Here is a 16,451-nt window from a genome sequence, read left to right as displayed (position 1 = left end):
CACTGCTTTTGCAAACAATGGTCTCTGGGGATTTCGTATTATTTTGCTTTTACTTTACCTGTCCATTTTTTAAAGCCGCCTTGTAGTTGGGTAAGGTCTTTGTACCCTTTACGATACAAAAACTGTGCCGCACGGCCGCTGCGCATTCCGCTTTGGCAATATAGATACACAGGCATATCTGGGCGGATTTCTTTCATACGCATTCTCATTTGAGACATTGGAATATTGCGTGCACCTAAAATATGGCCGGCATCGAATTCATTTGGTTCGCGCACATCAATCAATTGTGCTTTACGATAGCCCGCACGAAATTCTTCTTCAGAAACGGTTTTGGCAATCTTCTTTTGATAAAAATAGGTAAATACAGCGTAGATTGCAACCGCGACGATAATGATTAGTAGAGAAATAAGTGAATTCAATTGAAAAGCTCCTTTCAAGCTTGCTGCACTAACTTTTATTATATAAGTCAACCCTTGCAACAGTAAAGATGCATGAGTGAAAATCTTTAATTTGTCTGCAAAAAATATTATAGCAGAAATATTTCATTTTGAATTCATATCAGATTTTGGTAGACTAGGAATCGCCGAAGTAAATTATTTTACATATAAAAGAGGTCTTGAAAATGGAAAAAGAAGTATGGCGTTTTATTGATTCCGGGAATGGTTCGCCATCATTCAATATGGCACTTGATGAAGCCTTGCTTGATTGGCATAGTGAAGGAAAAATTCCGCCTGTTATTCGGTTTTATGGCTGGAATCCCGCAACCTTATCCATTGGTTACTTTCAAAAAGTAGAAAAAGAAATTGATATGGAGGAAGTTAAAAAACATCAACTTGGTTTTGTCAGAAGACCTACTGGCGGACGCGGTGTTCTTCACGAGCATGAACTTACCTATAGTGTTATTGTTTCTGAAAACCATCCTGAAATGCCACAATCCGTTACAGAAGCTTATCGGGTTATCTCCGAGGGTATTTTGAAGGGATTTCATCATTTAGGATTAGAAGCCTATTTTGCTGTTCCAAAAACGGCAGAGGAACGGGAGGCATTAAAAAATCCACGTTCAGCAGTTTGTTTTGATGCCCCTAGTTGGTATGAACTTGTTGTTGAAGGCCGTAAGGTGGCTGGGAGTGCACAGACCAGACAAAAGGGCGTTATTTTACAGCATGGATCGATTTTATTGGATTTAGAGGAAGATAAATTATTTAGCTTATTTAAATATCCAAGTGAAAGATTAAAAGAGCGGATGCAAAAAGCATTCAAGAATAAAGCCGTTGCCATCAATGAAATTAGTCCGAGAAGAATTACGTTGGAGGAAGCAAAAGAGGCATTTTATAAAGGCTTTGCTGAAGGCCTGAATATTGAACTTGAACCATACCAATTAACTGAAGAAGAGCTTGCATATGTTCATAAATTGGCAAAAGAACGGTATGAAAGTGACGAATGGAACTTTAAGAGATAAACCGGTTAAAAGGCGGCGATACGTCGCTTTTTCTTTTTTGCGAAAAATAATGTCGGTAATTTCAGGGCAACCTGCAAATTTTGTTAAAATATATCGTTTTATGCCGAATTCTAAATAAAAACTTTTATTTTCTTCTAATTCTAGTTGATTTTAAGTTTGACAAAATAAATATTTTTTGCGTCTTTTTCAATATGTAGTAGTGTCGAAAATATTACGAACACTATATGTTGATTTTTTGTGTGTCGATATGGTACCTTAAATGTATTAAAAACAACTAGGTCTAGCAGAAACTACTAGAACTAGCACAATAGATTGTTTTATTATTTGAAGGAGTTGTTCTCATGTCGGTTGTGTTTAGACAAAAAATGAATATTGATTTCGAAAGGTTGAATGAGGAGATCCGCTTATTCCCCCAGGTACACCCGGTTACCCCTGATATGAAAATTACTCACAAGGGTGTTTCACGCTTGGTCATGTTGGACCGTTACACCTTTAAAGACACTGAAAAAATTACCCTAAAAAATGGTGACTTTGTCGTTCTTACAATTAAAGAGGATCCAAAATTTCCGGCACGCGGACTTGGATACATCCAGGAAATAAACTGGGAGAACAAAAGGGCAAAGGTTTTAGTAGAAGAGGAATTCAGAGGAGTTTTAGATGATCCGGAAGAGGCGAGCACGGGTATCATTAACCGCTCACTTGATGTAATTGAGAAGCCTTTGGAAATTTTTTATGAGCAAATTGCGAAACGTAATGCAACAGGACTTGCTGCCGTTGAAACCACAGAGGAAAAAAAGAGAGAGTGGTTTGAGCGGTTTTATAATGAGCTCGTAAACATGAATTTTGTTCCTGCTGGACGTGTTCTTTACGGTGCAGGGGCAAATACGGATGTAACGTTTTTTAACTGCTACGTAATGCCTTTCGTTGCCGATTCTCGTGAAGGAATTTCGGATCACCGAAAGCAGGTAATGGAAATCATGAGCCGCGGTGGCGGTGTCGGTACAAATGGTTCAACTCTAAGACCGCGAAATACCTTGGCTAGAGGCGTAAATGGTAAATCATCAGGATCAGTATCATGGTTGGATGATATAGCGAAATTGACTCATTTAGTGGAACAAGGCGGGTCGCGCAGGGGTGCCCAAATGATCATGTTAGCCGACTGGCATCCAGACATCATTGAATTTATTATTTCAAAAATGCAAAATCCAAGAATTCTACGATTCTTAATTGAAAATACAAATGATGAAACCATCAAAAAACATGCCAAAGATAAATTGAAGTTTATTCCGTTAACACTACAAGAAACTGCAATGTATCAAGGAATCGTAAATTATAAAAACATCCCTGGAATGGGCGGATTCAGCGAAGCTATCTTTGCTGATGCGGAAGAAAAATTACAAGTTGGCGGTACTTTTGCTGTTCATAATCCCGAGTTTTTAACTGGTGCAAATATTTCTGTATGTTTAACGAAGGAATTCATGGAAGCAGTTGAAAATGATGGAGACTATGAACTTCGTTTCCCATATGTTGAACACTATGATCTAGAAGAAATGAAAGTTTACAACGAGGAATGGCATAAAGTTGGAGACGTTCGTGAATGGGAAAAACTTGGACATAAAATACGGACCTACAAGAAGATTAAGGCAAAAGAACTATGGAACTTAATCAACATCTGTGCAACCTATTCAGCAGAGCCAGGAATTTTCTTTATTGATAATGCCAACGACATGACAAATGCAAAAGCATATGGTCAGAGTGTTGTAGCAACAAATCCGTGTGGGGAACAACCCCTCGCACCGTTTTCAGTTTGTAACCTTGCTGCTGTGAACCTTGCGGAAATGGCTAACAAGGAAACAAAAACGGTTGATTTTGAAAAACTTAAGAAAACAGTCGCAGTCGGAGTAAGAATGCAAGACAACGTAATTAACGCTACTCCTTACTTCCTGGAAGAAAATAAAACACAAGCGCTAGGTGAACGCCGCGTTGGTTTAGGTGTAATGGGCTTGCATGATTTACTCATCTATTGTGAAACTGAGTATGGTTCCGAAAAAGGGAATCAGCTTGTTGATCAAGTTTTTGAAATGATTGCTACTACAGCTTACAGAACATCTGTTGAACTGGCAAAAGAAAAAGGAAGTTTCCCATTCTTAACTGGTGAAACATCTGAAGAAACAAATCGTTTAAGACAGTCATTTATCGAAACAGGGTACATGAAAAAAATGCCTGAAGATATAAGACAATCCATTTTAGAAAATGGAATTAGAAATTCACATTTACTAACTGTTGCTCCTACTGGGTCCACTGGGACCATGATTGGGGTTTCTACAGGACTCGAGCCTTACTTCTCATTCTCATACTTCAGAAGTGGACGCCTTGGTAAATTTATTGAAGTAAATGCGGATATCGTTCAAGAATACCTTGAGCAGCATCCGGAAGCAGATGCAAACAATCTACCGAACTGGTTTGTTACTGCAATGGAACTTGCGCCGGAAGCACATGCAGATGTTCAGTGTGTCATCCAACGCTGGATCGATAGCTCTATCAGTAAAACGGTAAATGCACCTAAAGGTTACAGTGTTGAGCAGGTTGAAAAAGTTTATGAGCGCTTATACCGCGGTGGTGCCAAAGGTGGTACCGTCTACGTCGATGGTTCCCGTGATTCTCAAGTGCTAACATTAAAAGCAGAAGAAAACACAGATGAACAATTATCAATGTTTGATGAAAAACCAAAGCAGCATGTTGTCTTAGTAGACACTATCAGTGACCTACGTTCAACGGATGTAACAATTGGTTCAGAAGTAGGAAACACCTGTCCAGTTTGCCGTAAAGGAAAAGTAAAAGAAATTGGCGGCTGTAACACCTGCACAAATTGTGGTGCACAATTAAAATGCGGTTTATAGAATCATACAAAGGGATGTCTCTAATTGAGGCATCCCTTTCCTTTTATTTAGTCGAAAATTCCTATATATCAATAAAAAATGACAAAACTCCCTACTTTTTAACAAACCAGACATCCTTTTCTGTGACATTTTTACAGGTAAGGTCGAAATTTGTAATATAACTGTAATCTACCTGTGATGTAACCGTTATCTCTTTCTTATATAGTAAAAGTAACAAATTACCTCACAGGGGGATCGAATAATATGATGAAAAAACTTGTCGCAGTTCTCGTTATGGCTATTACAATAAGTTCATTGTTTACACCTATGGGGGATAGAGCGGAAGCAGCATACTATCATACGAAAGCAATCTCAGTAGCGAAAGCAAATCTTGGAGTTCCATATCAATGGGGTGGTATGACCCCAAGAGGGTTCGATTGCTCTGGACTTGTAAGTTATTCGTATCGTGTAGCAGGAAAGAGTTTACCACATTCAGCTGCTCAAATGTTTTACACAAAAGGAACACAAGTAAAATCAGCTTTAAAAGTTGGCGATTTGATGTTCTTTGCTCCAAATAAAGCAAGCCGGCCAACACATGTGGCAATCTACATTGGCAATGGAAAAATGATTCAATCTGTCACATCAAGTGGTGTTTCAATTACTTATACAAGCAATCGATATTGGAAGCCAAAATACATAGGAGCAAAACGTATATAATTAAAAAGAAGGAACATCGGGGACGCCACGATGTTCCTTCTTGCGTAAAGAAAGTTGCTTTACAAAAGTGGATAATGTCCCGAGGTAAAAGCACAGCCAATTTACTCTGTAAATTTTCTCCCTGTCCACCGTACTATTTTTTCAACCTCACGCTTAAAGATGTAACAATGAGTATATCAACTTTAGGAGTGGCTGCCATGAAAATAGACGGCGTTTTTTCTGGAGGGGGTATTAAAGGCTTTGCTTTAATAGGAGCATGTCAAGAAATTGAGAATCAAGGCTTTGAATTTGAAAGAGTCGCAGGCACGAGTGCAGGCTCAATTGTAGCAGCCCTAATTGCGGCAGGGTATACAAGTAAGGAAGTTTATCAACTCCTTGAAGAACTGGATATTACCACGATGCTGGATCCACGAAAAACCTTCATTCCTTTTTCCTTTGCAAAATGGCTGCTGGTTTATTTCAAACTTGGGCTTTATAAAGGAAATGCATTTGAAAAATGGATGACTGAAAAACTGGAGGCAAAAGGAATCAAAACATTCTCCGATTTACCACAAAAAAAACTCAGAGTTGTTGCCTCAGATCTTTCAAACGGTCAGTTAATTGTCCTTCCGGATGACTTAGAGAAATACGGTATCACCCCTGATTCCTTTCCCATTGCAAAAGCGATTCGAATGAGTTGCAGCATTCCCTATTTTTTTGAACCGGTTAAATTACGGTCTATCGAGGGGATAAACGTCATTGTTGATGGCGGCGTACTCAGCAATTTTCCAATGTGGCTGTTTGATACAGATGACGGCAGAAAAATAAGACCTGTTATTGGAATCAAACTTAGCCCTAGTGAGTATGAACACCAAAAACATAAAATCCTAAATGGGATTCAGTTATTTGGTGCCCTATTTGAAACAATGAAAGATGCCCATGATGCCAGATATATTTCAAAAAAGCATGCAAAGAATATTATTTTTATCCCTGCCGAAGGAGTAAGCTTAATTGAATTTAACTTAAAAGATGAAAAAAAACAAAAAATCGTTGAAATTGGGAGGGCGCATGCAGAAAAATTTTTAAAAGTTTGGACTTATTAAGCAAAAAAAAACGAGCGTTATAAGGACGCTCGATTTTTCTTTTTTCCTTTTTTTCCGTCAATCACCGTTAAGTGAGCAGGAGATTTCTTTTTGATTCGATTGCTTTTCTTTAAAGATGATAGGGTCCCAAGGGAAGAGGTCTTAAGTCCAAAGTCTTTCCCTTTTTGCTGCAAACGTTTTTTTGATTTTTTCGCTGCTTTAAGAAATGCCCGCTGCTCTTTTTTCTGAGGGCTCGAAGTTGAAAACCTGCGAACAAGGAAAAAGATCACGAGACCAACCAATACGATGACAAGTATATTTTGAAGAAAAGCAGTAGGATTATTAGTAAATGTAGCAAAAATCCCCAATAAAGCAAGAATGATAAGCCCGCCAACAATGAAAACGGGTGTCCGATTTTTCAAGAAAGCCACCTCCCTATGAGCATCTTAAGCATTTTTTTTATCTTTTAAACACGGGAAAGGCAAAGATTAGACAATTTCTTCTATCTCTATTTGCTTCTCTGATACCTTTTCCATTTTTAACAATTCCTGAAAGGATAAAATCGCTACTTCCACTTGGTCATCATTTGGTTCTTTTGTTGTTAACAATTGAAGCCATAATCCAGGCAGACCTAAGTATTTTAATACTGGAATATCCCTAAGCTTGTTGGTAAGCTGCAAGATCTCAAAGGCAATTCCAAGTACAACAGGAATTAATGCAAGTCGGTCCACAATGCGTAACCATAATGGTGTGGTCGGAACAGCCATATAGACAAATACTCCGACAATTACGGTGAACAAGATAAAACTGCTGCCACAGCGGTAATGAAGCCGTGAATGTGCTTGAACATTTTCAACTGTAAGCTCGACACCGGATTCGAAGGTATTGATTACTTTATGCTCAGCACCATGATATTGAAACACCCTTTTTATTAAAGGGATGAGTGAGACAAAATAAATGTAACAGAGTAAAAGGATTAGCTTAAAAAAGCCTTCCACCAGCACCTGTGCAAAATCGGATGGGAATATACTCCTGGTCAATTCGGCAAGGAATACTGGTATTAAGGTAAAAGCAAATTTACCGAATAAGAAAGAAATGACCCCAATAACAGCGGCCCCCAAATACATGGTAAGCTTTGAAACTTCTTTCTCTTTTAATGTATGGTCATCCTTTGGATCTACATCGAATCTTTCCGTGGAGAAATTTAAATGTTTGGAGCCATTTGCACTTGCTTCAACGATCGCAATGATTCCACGGAGAAAAGGGATTTTTTTAAGTTTTGCGAGTGTGGGGTTTCCTTCCCGCGGTAAGCGAAAATAATCAACAGAATGGTCCTTTCTGCGAATTGCAGTCACATAATGATGCTTGCCGCCAAACATAACACCTTCGACAACCGCCTGACCGCCGTAAACTGGTTTTTGAGTATTAGACATGTACATTACACCAACCTTAAAAAAGTTGCACATTAGCAGAAAAGTAAATCTGTATGTACTTAAATTTATTCTACTAGAAAAAAGAAAAAACCTCTATGAATGTAATAATTTTTCCATTTAATTTAAAAAAATTTTTTATATGCAAGGGAATGTAATCCTAAGGACATAATATTGGCAAGAACATTATGGAAGCATGCACAAAAGAAATTTAGTTTACTCATTAAAAAAAGAAAAAAAGGAGGTCTATTCCATGGCAAACGACCACAAGGCAAAAACATATCCAAAACCAATGCCAATCCGGGCACTGGTTTTTTGGACAGGGCTTTTTGGAGGCCTTTTTTGGAGTGCAATTGGCTGGTTAGGATATTACTTTAATTTTACCGAGATACGCCCAAATGTCATTCTGGAGCCATGGGCCCTTGGTAACTGGAAGTATGGATGGGTTGGAACGCTGATTTCGATTATCATATTTGGTGTCATATCAGTTGTGGCCGCATTTATTTATTATGCAGCATTAAGGAAATTTACCGGTTTTTGGGTCGGGTTCGGTTACGGGATTGTCTTATTTTTATTGGTGTTCGTTGTCTTAAATCCACTTTTTCCAAGTATCGATCCTATTGTGGATTTAAGCAGGGATACCTTGATTACATCGATTTGTTTATATATCGTATATGGAATTTTCATAGGATATTCCATAAATTATGAGTACCAAAATACCGAAATGATGGCAAAAGAAACATCTAGCTAATCATCATGATTATGCGTATTCCATGTATTATGATAAAATAATTTTGTTGTGCCAATACAAGTACATAGTTCTGAAACTGCCTTTTAAAGGAGAGAAGAAACCCATGATGAAATTAGAGAAATTAAGAGAGAGCTTTGCAGGAAGCGGTATTGATGGAGTTTTGATAACAAGTCCATACAACCGTAGATATGTTTCAAATTTCACAGGCACTGCAGGTGTGGTTTTGATTAGTTCTGAAAAAGCATTATTTATTACAGATTTCCGCTATATCGAACAGGCTTCTAAACAATGTGAAGGGTACGAAATTATTAAATTTTCAAGTACGATTCCTGAAGAAGTGGCAAAACAGGCCAAACAACTTGGAATTAATAAGCTTGGTTTTGAAGCAGACTATTTAACTTTTTCAGAATTTAAATCTTATGAAAAGGTAGTTGAAGGGGAACTGCTGCCGGTTTCAGGATTAATTGAAAAATTACGCTTGATTAAGACTGATGCAGAGATTAAGATATTAAAGGAAGCAGCAGATATTGCTGATGCTGCGTTTAAGCATATTTTGGATTTTATTCGCCCCGGGAAAACTGAGCTTGAGGTAGCGAATGAATTAGAGTTCTTTATGAGAAGAGCTGGAGCAACATCATCGTCATTTGATACGATTGTAGCATCAGGGTACCGCTCCGCACTTCCACACGGTGTAGCAAGTGATAAAGTAATTGAAGCAGGGGATTTTGTTACGCTTGATTATGGTGCCTATTATAAAGGGTATGTATCCGATATCACAAGAACAGTAGCAGTCGGACAGCCGGATGAAAAGCTTAAGGAGATTTATGAGATTGTTCTTGATGCACAGCTAAAAGGGATGGAAGGAATTAAGCCTGGAATTACTGGTAAAGAGGCTGATTCATTAACGAGGGATTACATAACGGAAAAAGGTTACGGTGAATATTTTGGACATTCAACTGGTCACGGAATTGGTCTTGAAGTTCATGAAGGTCCTGCTCTTTCATTCCGCTCTGACCTTGTTTTAGAACCTGGTATGGTTGTTACATGTGAACCAGGAATTTATATTCCTGGACTTGGCGGAGTACGTATTGAAGATGACACACTGGTTACGAAGGATAGTAACGAGGCTCTTACACACTCAACTAAGGATCTAATTATTTTGTAAAGGATATAGGAGGACTTAATGCATGATTTCTGTTAACGATTTTAAAACAGGCTTAACAATTGAAGTGGACGGCGGTATTTGGCGCGTCATTGATTTCCAACACGTAAAACCGGGTAAGGGTGCAGCTTTTGTTCGTTCTAAATTGCGTAATCTTCGTAACGGGGCCATTCAAGAAAAAACATTCCGTGCTGGGGAAAAAGTTGAGAAGGCCCAAATTGATAACCGCAAAATGCAATACCTATATGCAAGCGGAGATCAACATGTATTTATGGATATGGATTCTTACGAACAAGTTGAACTTCCAGCATCGAGCATTGAGTACGAATTAAAGTTCTTAAAGGAAAATATGGAAGTTCACATTATGATGTTCAATCATGAAACCCTTGGTGTGGAATTACCAAACACAGTTGTGCTTGAAGTTACCGAAACTGAACCAGGTATTAAGGGTGATACAGCTTCAGGCGGAACAAAACCGGCTACACTTGAAACAGGTCTGATTGTTCAAGTGCCATTCTTTATTAACCAAGGTGATAAATTAATCATCAATACAGCAGAAGCTTCTTATGTATCAAGAGCATAATTAATTTTCGAAAACGATAGCGCAAAATGAAAAAGGATTGAATCGGCATACTAACCGGTACAATCCTTTTTTTAATACTCAAATACTGCAGTAAGTGTTGCTTTAATTTTAAGTTCTCCTGGTTCAAATTGTGTAGAGCTAATCCCTTTCACATAGGTCATTTGTGGATTCAAAACCGGTGGTGGGAGTGTCCCGCCTTCCGTAACCGAAATGGGAGTTGGATTTAATGAAACTCTTAAAGTGGCAGCGATGGTATTTGCTTTTTCAATTGCGTTGTTTAAGGCGATTGTCAATGCTTTTTGGTAATATCCCTCTTTATTTTTTAATGAAAACTGGACATTAGCCACATAGTTAGCCCCATTTTGAACGGCGGTATCAATGACCCTGCCAATCGCTGTTAAATCTTCTAATTTCACTTGAAGTATATAAGTGACTTTATATGCACGGAAAATTTGTTTCCCCTGTTCAAAGTCATATTCAGAATCAATCCGATAATCAAAGGTTTGCAGATTGTTCCTGGGGATTCCTAAAGATAAAAGAGTTTGAATCAGTCTGTTTACGTTCTCCGAATTTTGCTGCTGCCCCTCCTCCAGTACTTTATTTTCCGTCATAACTCCCAAATTCACTGAGGCCAAATCGGGCGGGATTGCCAGCTCCCCTTCACCGGTAACTTTAATTACGTGATTTTTACCTACTCGTTCCGGTTGCATGTACCGATACATTTGTAAATTCCCCCTCTACCTCTTTATATAAGGCTCTTTTCTAAAAGATTGTTGTTATTGAAATAAGTCTTGAGAACACAAGCTGTTGATAAACAGGTTGATTGGAACGGAAGGTGCGAGACTCTTGCGGGAGCAGCGGGACAGGTGAGACCCCGCAGGAGCTGTGGCTCCAAGGATGCTCACTGACCGCCCCCCGGAAAGCAAGCATCCTGAAGTGAAAATCAACCATTCTCCTTCTTCAAGACAAAGTTTACGAAAACAGCCTTTTATAAAATACGGCTGAAAAATAGGAAGTATTCCTAAACGTTTCTATCATTTAGATTGAAAAAAATAGAATGAAAGAAAATTTTGAAAGAATTGCCTACATTGAAAGTCATATTGCTCCTTAAAAGGCATACATTTTAAATAATGAGACAAGCAACAGCAAGGAGGATACATTGTGGAAACCATTCTTCACTTTTTACCAAAAAATATTGCAGATCTAATCAGTAAACTCCCTCCTGATCAAAAAGAAGAGCTCGAAGAAATTCGCATTCGCATCAATCGGCCGATTGAAATTACGACAAAAGGGGCTCCCCGATTCCTATCGTATCGGATTCAACCGGATGATGCCTTCCATTTAATGAATAAAATAAGCCATTTCTCCATTTATACGCTTGAAGAAGAGCTTAAACGGGGATATATAACGGTTTCCGGCGGACATCGGATTGGTTTAGCCGGCAAGGTTATTCTCGAGGAGGGAAGGGTCAAGGCGATTAGAGATATTTCTTCTTTTAATATACGGATTGCCAAAGAGAAGGTGGGGATTGCTGAGCCATTCATTTCCTATATTTATCAGAATTCTTGGATGAATACGATGGTGATTGGGGCCCCGCAGACAGGGAAAACCACTTTGCTGCGTGATTTTGCCCGAATCATTTCCACCGGGTTTCCTGCAAAAGGGATTCAGGCAAACAAGGTAGGAATCGTTGATGAACGAAGTGAAATTGCTGGATGTGTTAACGGCGTTCCACAGCTGACATTTGGACACCGTGTGGATGTATTGGATGCCTGTCCGAAAGCAGAAGGAATGATGATGATGATTCGCTCCATGAGTCCGGATGTTTTAATCGTGGATGAAATCGGCCGAAAGGAAGATGCAGAGGCTATACAAGAGGCTGTCCATGCAGGAATAAATCTTATGATGACCACCCACGGAACAAATCTGGAAGAAATAAAGAATAGGCCTTCATTGAGGGGGATTCTTGAGCAAAAAATTTTTCATCGCTTCATTGTCTTAAGCAGGGATGATGGGCCGGGAACGGTTACACATCTCTTGGATGGAGATGGAAAAGAAGTGATCTATAAAGTGAGAGTGACCTAAAATGATTAAAATTATCGGTGCCATTTTCATTATTGTTGCAACCACTTGGACAGGTTTTGAAGCATCACGAAATTTTAGTGAACGGCCAAGGCAACTTCGAATGCTGCGCTCAAGCCTGCAATCGCTCGAAGCAGAAATCATGTATGGTCACACGCCATTGCATGAAGCCGCAAGAAGGCTTGCAGATCAACTCTCAAAACCTTTATCCGTTTTTTTCGAATCCTTTGCAAAGAAACTTACCGATACAGAGACGACCGTCAAAGAGGCGTGGGAATCCAGTTTGAAAGAGGTTTGGAGATCCACTGCGTTAAAGCAGGGCGAATTCGAAATTATGAAGCAATTTGGGGAAACTCTTGGCCGCCATGACCGCTATTCCCAGCAAAAACATATTATGCTTACTCTTTCTCATTTGGAGAGGGAAGAAGCAGACGCACTTGATAAACAGTCAAAATACGAAAAAATGGTTAAAAGTCTGGGATTCCTGTCAGGATTGTTATTGATCATTTTATTATTCTAGGGGGAACTGCAATGGGGTTAGAAGTGGATATTATTTTTAAAATAGCGGGGGTGGGGATTGTAGTTGCTTTTTTGCATACAGTCCTTGATCAAGTCGGCAAAAAAGAATATGCCCAGTGGGTGACATTATTTGGTTTTATCTATATTTTATTTCAAGTTGCAACCATCGTAGATGACCTTTTCCAAAAAATAAAATCTGTATTTTTGTTCCAATAGAAAGGGGGGCTCTGCCATTGAAATCGTAAAAATAATCGGGTTGGCTCTGGTGGCAACCTTTTTAGCGTTAATCCTTAAAGAGCAGAAACCCAATTTTGCTTTTCTCTTAATCGTATTTGTCGGATGCACCATTTTTTTATTTTTAGTTGATAAAATTTACGAAATTATTCATATGCTTGAAAAGCTGGCCGTGAATGCAAATGTGAATTTGGTCTATGTGGAAACAATTCTAAAAATCATTGGAATTGCCTATATTGCTGAATTTGCTTCCCAAATTACAAGGGATGCCGGCCAAGGAGCCATCGCTTCAAAAATTGAATTAGCAGGAAAAATATTAATCCTTGCCATGGCCATACCGATTCTAACTGTCATGATTGAAACCATTATCAAACTGATTCCCAGCTAAAGATGCCATTAAATTGAGGTGAAATTTTAAATGAAGCAATGGTGGCAGATTATTCCTATTATTATTCTCTTTGTCTTTTTTTTAAACGTTCCAAATGTCCAAGCCTCACAAGATACTACACAAAGTGCAAATGAAACTTCTTCGCCTCTTACACCTCAAGAATTGGTAGATTCCCAGTTGAAAACAATGGATTTAACAGAGCTCAAGCAATTTTGGGAAGATATTCAGACGAAATATGGCGGTTTCCTCCCGGAAAGTCAAAAAGGAAGTCTGTATGACTTTATCAAGGGGGAGAAAAAGTTTTCATTTTCCCAATGGGGGCAGGGAATTTTAAAATTTGTCTTCCATGAATTTGTCGCTAATGGAAAACTCCTTGGATCTTTAATCATGCTTACGGTTTTCAGCATGTTTCTACAATCCATGCAGAATGCTTTTGAGAAAAGTGCCATCAGTAAAGTGGCGTATGCAGTCGTTTATATGGTCCTGGTGATTCTTGCATTGAACAGCTTCCATGTTGCCATAGACTATACGAATGAAGCGATAGGGACCATGATTTCGTTTGTGCTTGCTCTTATCCCATTGCTCTTGGCAATAATTGCTGCGACTGGAGGAGTTGTGTCCGCTGCATTTTTTCATCCGGTCATCCTTTTTTTAATGAATACCAGCGGGATGTTTATGCAGTATATCATTCTACCGCTTCTATTCTTAGCGACATTGCTCAGTATTGTCAGCACCATGTCTGATCAATATAAAGTGACACAGCTTGCGCAGCTGCTCCGCAATTGGAGTATTGGGTTAATGGGACTTTTCCTGACGGTTTTTCTGGGAGTTATATCCGTGCAGGGGGCCTCTGCTGCAGTAACAGATGGAGTGGCTATTCGAACAGCTAAATTTATAACCGGGAACTTTATTCCTGTCATCGGTCGAATCTTTACCGATGCTTCAGATACGATCATTAGCGCATCGTCTCTTTTAAAAAATTCGGTTGGAATCGCCGGGGTTGCCATCCTTTTAATTATTGTTGCATTCCCGGCTTTTAAAATCTTAATGATTGCATTCATTTATAAATTTGCTGCTGCCATACTGCAGCCTTTAGGCGGCGGCCCAGTGATCAGCTGTCTAGATATTATTAGCAAGAGTGTCATCTATGTTTTTGCTGCTTTAGGAATAGTCTCACTTATGTTCTTTTTAAGTATCACGGTGATTGTGGCGGCAGGTAATCTAACCATGATGATGCGATAGGGGGAAGTAAGATGGAGTTTATAAAAGAGTGGGTCACGAATATTATTCTATTTGTCCTCTTAGCAACTGTAATTGATATGCTTCTCCCGAATTCCAGCATGCAAAAATACACAAAGATGGTAACGGGGCTGCTTTTAATCGCCATAATCCTTACTCCAATTTATAAATTAATCTCCAGGGATTTTGAAACAACACTCGTATCAATCCCTTCAAATCAAAACCCGGGAGAAAAAAATATAAAAAATTTAATAGATTCAAAGAAAAAGGAAATACAAGACACTGAGCATGCATATATTTTAGAACAAATGCGTGTCCAATTAAAAAAGGACGTTAAGGAGGAGTTGATGAAAAACTACGGATTAGAAATTGCAGACATAGATATCGCAATGAACACGGAAAGTGTCCAAGCCTTCCCTGAAAACATCCAAAAGATAAAGGTTCTTCTGAAGCATCCGGAAACGTCCAATATGGCTGTTGAAGTGATAAAACCAGTGGTCATCAATACAGAAACACCTCTCTCTTCCAATGTACCGGCAGAAGACACTGCAAAGGTTGCTGCCTTTCTTTCTCAGAAATGGGATGTTGCCAAGAAAACGCTAGAAGTTTCGATTGAAGGGGGGATTAATAACAAAAATGGATAAAAACCAAGGGCCATTATCATGGTTAAAAAATTTGCTCAAAAAAGATGGAGGTTCTGGTAAAAAAGCAGGCAAATATCAATATATGATTCTTGTACTCTGTATCGGGGCAGCCTTCATGCTTGTCGGGAATGTCTTGTTTAAAACGGACTCAGCCGCACCGGATATTGCGGCAATGAAAAATACCAATCAGCCAGCGAGTGATGTACCGGCCTTTGGATTAGGGAAATCAGCCGGAAACAAAACCATCCATGAATATGAACAAGCTTATGAAGATCAGTTGAAAAAGGCGTTAGAGAATATGCTTGGGGTCAAAGATGTCACTGTGGTAGTGAATATTGACTCAACGGATCAAAGTGTGCTTGAAAAGAATCGGGTGACAAAATCACAAACGACCGAAGAAACCGACCGCGATGGCGGTCAGCGGAAAGTTCAGGATTCTTCAACAGATGAGCAGCTCGTCATTATCCGTGATGGTCAAAAAGAGACTCCAATTGTAGTGGAGACAAAAAAACCTGCAATCCGCGGTGTCCTTGTCGTCGCCCGCGGTGCAGAAAATATTCAAGTAAAAAAATGGATAGTGGAAGCAGTAACAAGAGCACTAGGGGTACCAAGTCACCGTGTTGCTGTTATGCCCAAAAAATAAGAGGGGGATTTATTCATGCTTTTGAAAAAACAAACAGTTTGGTTGTTAACAATGTTAAGTTTAGTGGTTGTATTATCGGTGTATTATATTACTTCACCAGAGCAGAAAAAGAGTAATGACCTTGCTGCCGTAGAACAGAAGGCTAAAGATCAAATCAATCAAAAAGATACGAATACAAAAGCAACTACTAAAACAAATGCTAAGGGTGAAAAGACGATTATCTCCCAAGTTGCCGGCGATGATGAATTTGAAGCACTTCGGTTAGATTTGGAAGATAAGCGCAGCCAAATGAAGGAAGAGTTAACAACTGAAATGGCTAGTACAAATCTACCTGCCGATGAAAGAAGCAAAGCTATGGATCAAATGAAAGAACTAAATGAAACAGCTCAAAAAGAAGAAATTCTTGAAACCTTAATCAAATCGAAGGGCTATGAGGATGCCCTTGTTAGAGCGGAAGGCAGCAATGTCCGTGTAATTGTAAAATCAAAGAATAAACCATCTGCTACCGCTGCTAATGATATTATTCAAGAGGTCAAAAAGACAATTAACGATACCAACTACGTTGCCGTTGAATTCCAGCCTTCAAAATAAGTAGTCAAACCAACGCGAAGGAAAGTTCATAGCTTTCCTTCTTTTGTAATTCAAGTGTCCACCCATAAA

Annotated in this window: 19 protein-coding genes; 15 read left to right on the top strand and 4 right to left on the bottom strand. The window is 39.0% G+C overall.

Features of this window, described 5'->3' with window-relative positions; translation table 11 throughout:
• Positions 1 to 38: 38 nt before the first annotated feature.
• Complete coding sequence (locus tag BIV60_RS17705; protein WP_071357027.1) at positions 39 to 419, bottom strand: rhodanese-like domain-containing protein; 381 nt, start codon at positions 417 to 419, stop codon at positions 39 to 41.
• 203 nt (positions 420 to 622) lie between these two features.
• Between BIV60_RS17705 and BIV60_RS17700 the strand changes: the two genes are divergently transcribed.
• From BIV60_RS17700 to BIV60_RS17685, 4 genes are all read left to right on the top strand, one after another.
• Positions 623 to 1,459, top strand: a complete 837-nt coding sequence (locus BIV60_RS17700) for a lipoate--protein ligase family protein (RefSeq protein ID WP_071357026.1) — start codon at positions 623 to 625, stop codon at positions 1,457 to 1,459.
• Between the two features lie 341 nt (positions 1,460 to 1,800).
• On the top strand, positions 1,801 to 4,359 hold the full coding sequence (locus tag BIV60_RS17695) for a vitamin B12-dependent ribonucleotide reductase (RefSeq protein ID WP_071357025.1): 2,559 nt from the start codon (positions 1,801 to 1,803) through the stop codon (positions 4,357 to 4,359).
• A 243-nt stretch (positions 4,360 to 4,602) separates the two neighbouring features.
• The gene (locus BIV60_RS17690) at positions 4,603 to 5,055 is read left to right on the top strand and encodes a C40 family peptidase (protein WP_256218450.1); all 453 of its coding nucleotides are present in this window, start codon (positions 4,603 to 4,605) and stop codon (positions 5,053 to 5,055) included.
• Positions 5,056 to 5,252: 197 nt separating this feature from the next.
• Complete coding sequence (locus tag BIV60_RS17685; RefSeq protein WP_071357024.1) at positions 5,253 to 6,137, top strand: patatin-like phospholipase family protein; 885 nt, start codon at positions 5,253 to 5,255, stop codon at positions 6,135 to 6,137.
• A gap of 17 nt (positions 6,138 to 6,154) precedes the next feature.
• Here BIV60_RS17685 and BIV60_RS17680 read toward each other — a convergent pair whose 3' ends face one another.
• Complete coding sequence (locus tag BIV60_RS17680; RefSeq protein ID WP_371261557.1) at positions 6,155 to 6,547, bottom strand: SA1362 family protein; 393 nt, start codon at positions 6,545 to 6,547, stop codon at positions 6,155 to 6,157.
• A gap of 57 nt (positions 6,548 to 6,604) precedes the next feature.
• On the bottom strand, positions 6,605 to 7,549 hold the full coding sequence (locus BIV60_RS17675) for a DUF1385 domain-containing protein (RefSeq protein WP_071357022.1): 945 nt from the start codon (positions 7,547 to 7,549) through the stop codon (positions 6,605 to 6,607).
• A gap of 250 nt (positions 7,550 to 7,799) precedes the next feature.
• On the opposite strand from BIV60_RS17675, the gene BIV60_RS17670 reads away from it, so the two are divergent.
• The 3 genes from BIV60_RS17670 (at position 7,800) to efp (ending at position 10,042) form a co-directional block, all read left to right on the top strand.
• Positions 7,800 to 8,297, top strand: a complete 498-nt coding sequence (locus BIV60_RS17670; RefSeq protein ID WP_071357021.1) for a YqhR family membrane protein — start codon at positions 7,800 to 7,802, stop codon at positions 8,295 to 8,297.
• 103 nt (positions 8,298 to 8,400) lie between these two features.
• Positions 8,401 to 9,462 carry a M24 family metallopeptidase gene (locus BIV60_RS17665; RefSeq protein ID WP_071357020.1) on the top strand — a complete coding sequence of 354 codons (1,062 nt, stop codon included), beginning with the start codon at positions 8,401 to 8,403 and terminating at the stop codon, positions 9,460 to 9,462.
• A 22-nt stretch (positions 9,463 to 9,484) separates the two neighbouring features.
• Positions 9,485 to 10,042 carry an elongation factor P gene (efp, locus tag BIV60_RS17660; RefSeq protein ID WP_071357019.1) on the top strand — a complete coding sequence of 186 codons (558 nt, stop codon included), beginning with the start codon at positions 9,485 to 9,487 and terminating at the stop codon, positions 10,040 to 10,042.
• A gap of 71 nt (positions 10,043 to 10,113) precedes the next feature.
• Here the strand turns inward: efp and BIV60_RS17655 are convergent, their stop codons facing one another.
• A complete protein-coding gene (locus tag BIV60_RS17655; protein WP_071357018.1) occupies positions 10,114 to 10,764 on the bottom strand; it encodes an SIMPL domain-containing protein in 651 nt (216 codons plus the stop codon).
• A 439-nt stretch (positions 10,765 to 11,203) separates the two neighbouring features.
• Between BIV60_RS17655 and spoIIIAA the strand changes: the two genes are divergently transcribed.
• From spoIIIAA to BIV60_RS17615, 8 genes are read left to right on the top strand one after another with little or no spacing between them, the layout of a single operon-like run.
• Positions 11,204 to 12,127: a stage III sporulation protein AA gene (gene spoIIIAA, locus BIV60_RS17650; RefSeq protein ID WP_071357017.1), complete on the top strand. Its 924-nt coding sequence runs from the start codon at positions 11,204 to 11,206 to the stop codon at positions 12,125 to 12,127.
• 1 nt (position 12,128) lies between these two features.
• Positions 12,129 to 12,644: a stage III sporulation protein SpoIIIAB gene (gene spoIIIAB, locus BIV60_RS17645; RefSeq protein ID WP_071357016.1), complete on the top strand. Its 516-nt coding sequence runs from the start codon at positions 12,129 to 12,131 to the stop codon at positions 12,642 to 12,644.
• A gap of 11 nt (positions 12,645 to 12,655) precedes the next feature.
• Positions 12,656 to 12,859 (top strand): stage III sporulation protein AC, encoded by a 204-nt coding sequence (spoIIIAC, locus tag BIV60_RS17640; RefSeq protein WP_026572556.1) that lies wholly within the window; start codon positions 12,656 to 12,658, stop codon positions 12,857 to 12,859.
• 16 nt (positions 12,860 to 12,875) lie between these two features.
• On the top strand, positions 12,876 to 13,265 hold the full coding sequence (spoIIIAD, locus tag BIV60_RS17635; RefSeq protein WP_141770487.1) for a stage III sporulation protein AD: 390 nt from the start codon (positions 12,876 to 12,878) through the stop codon (positions 13,263 to 13,265).
• 30 nt (positions 13,266 to 13,295) lie between these two features.
• Positions 13,296 to 14,507: a stage III sporulation protein AE gene (gene spoIIIAE, locus BIV60_RS17630; RefSeq protein WP_071357015.1), complete on the top strand. Its 1,212-nt coding sequence runs from the start codon at positions 13,296 to 13,298 to the stop codon at positions 14,505 to 14,507.
• 11 nt (positions 14,508 to 14,518) lie between these two features.
• Positions 14,519 to 15,148 (top strand): stage III sporulation protein AF, encoded by a 630-nt coding sequence (gene spoIIIAF / locus BIV60_RS17625; RefSeq protein WP_071357014.1) that lies wholly within the window; start codon positions 14,519 to 14,521, stop codon positions 15,146 to 15,148.
• Positions 15,141 to 15,791, top strand: a complete 651-nt coding sequence (gene spoIIIAG / locus BIV60_RS17620; protein ID WP_071357013.1) for a stage III sporulation protein AG — start codon at positions 15,141 to 15,143, stop codon at positions 15,789 to 15,791. Before spoIIIAF ends, spoIIIAG begins: the two co-directional genes overlap by 8 nt.
• A gap of 15 nt (positions 15,792 to 15,806) precedes the next feature.
• Positions 15,807 to 16,382 carry a SpoIIIAH-like family protein gene (locus tag BIV60_RS17615; protein ID WP_071357012.1) on the top strand — a complete coding sequence of 192 codons (576 nt, stop codon included), beginning with the start codon at positions 15,807 to 15,809 and terminating at the stop codon, positions 16,380 to 16,382.
• The last annotated feature ends 69 nt before the right edge of the window (positions 16,383 to 16,451 follow it).

The sequence above is a fragment of the Bacillus sp. MUM 116 genome (assembly GCF_001866655.1).
Lineage (GTDB): Bacteria > Bacillota > Bacilli > Bacillales > Cytobacillaceae > Neobacillus.
This window is presented reverse-complemented; position numbering and strand designations above follow the sequence as displayed.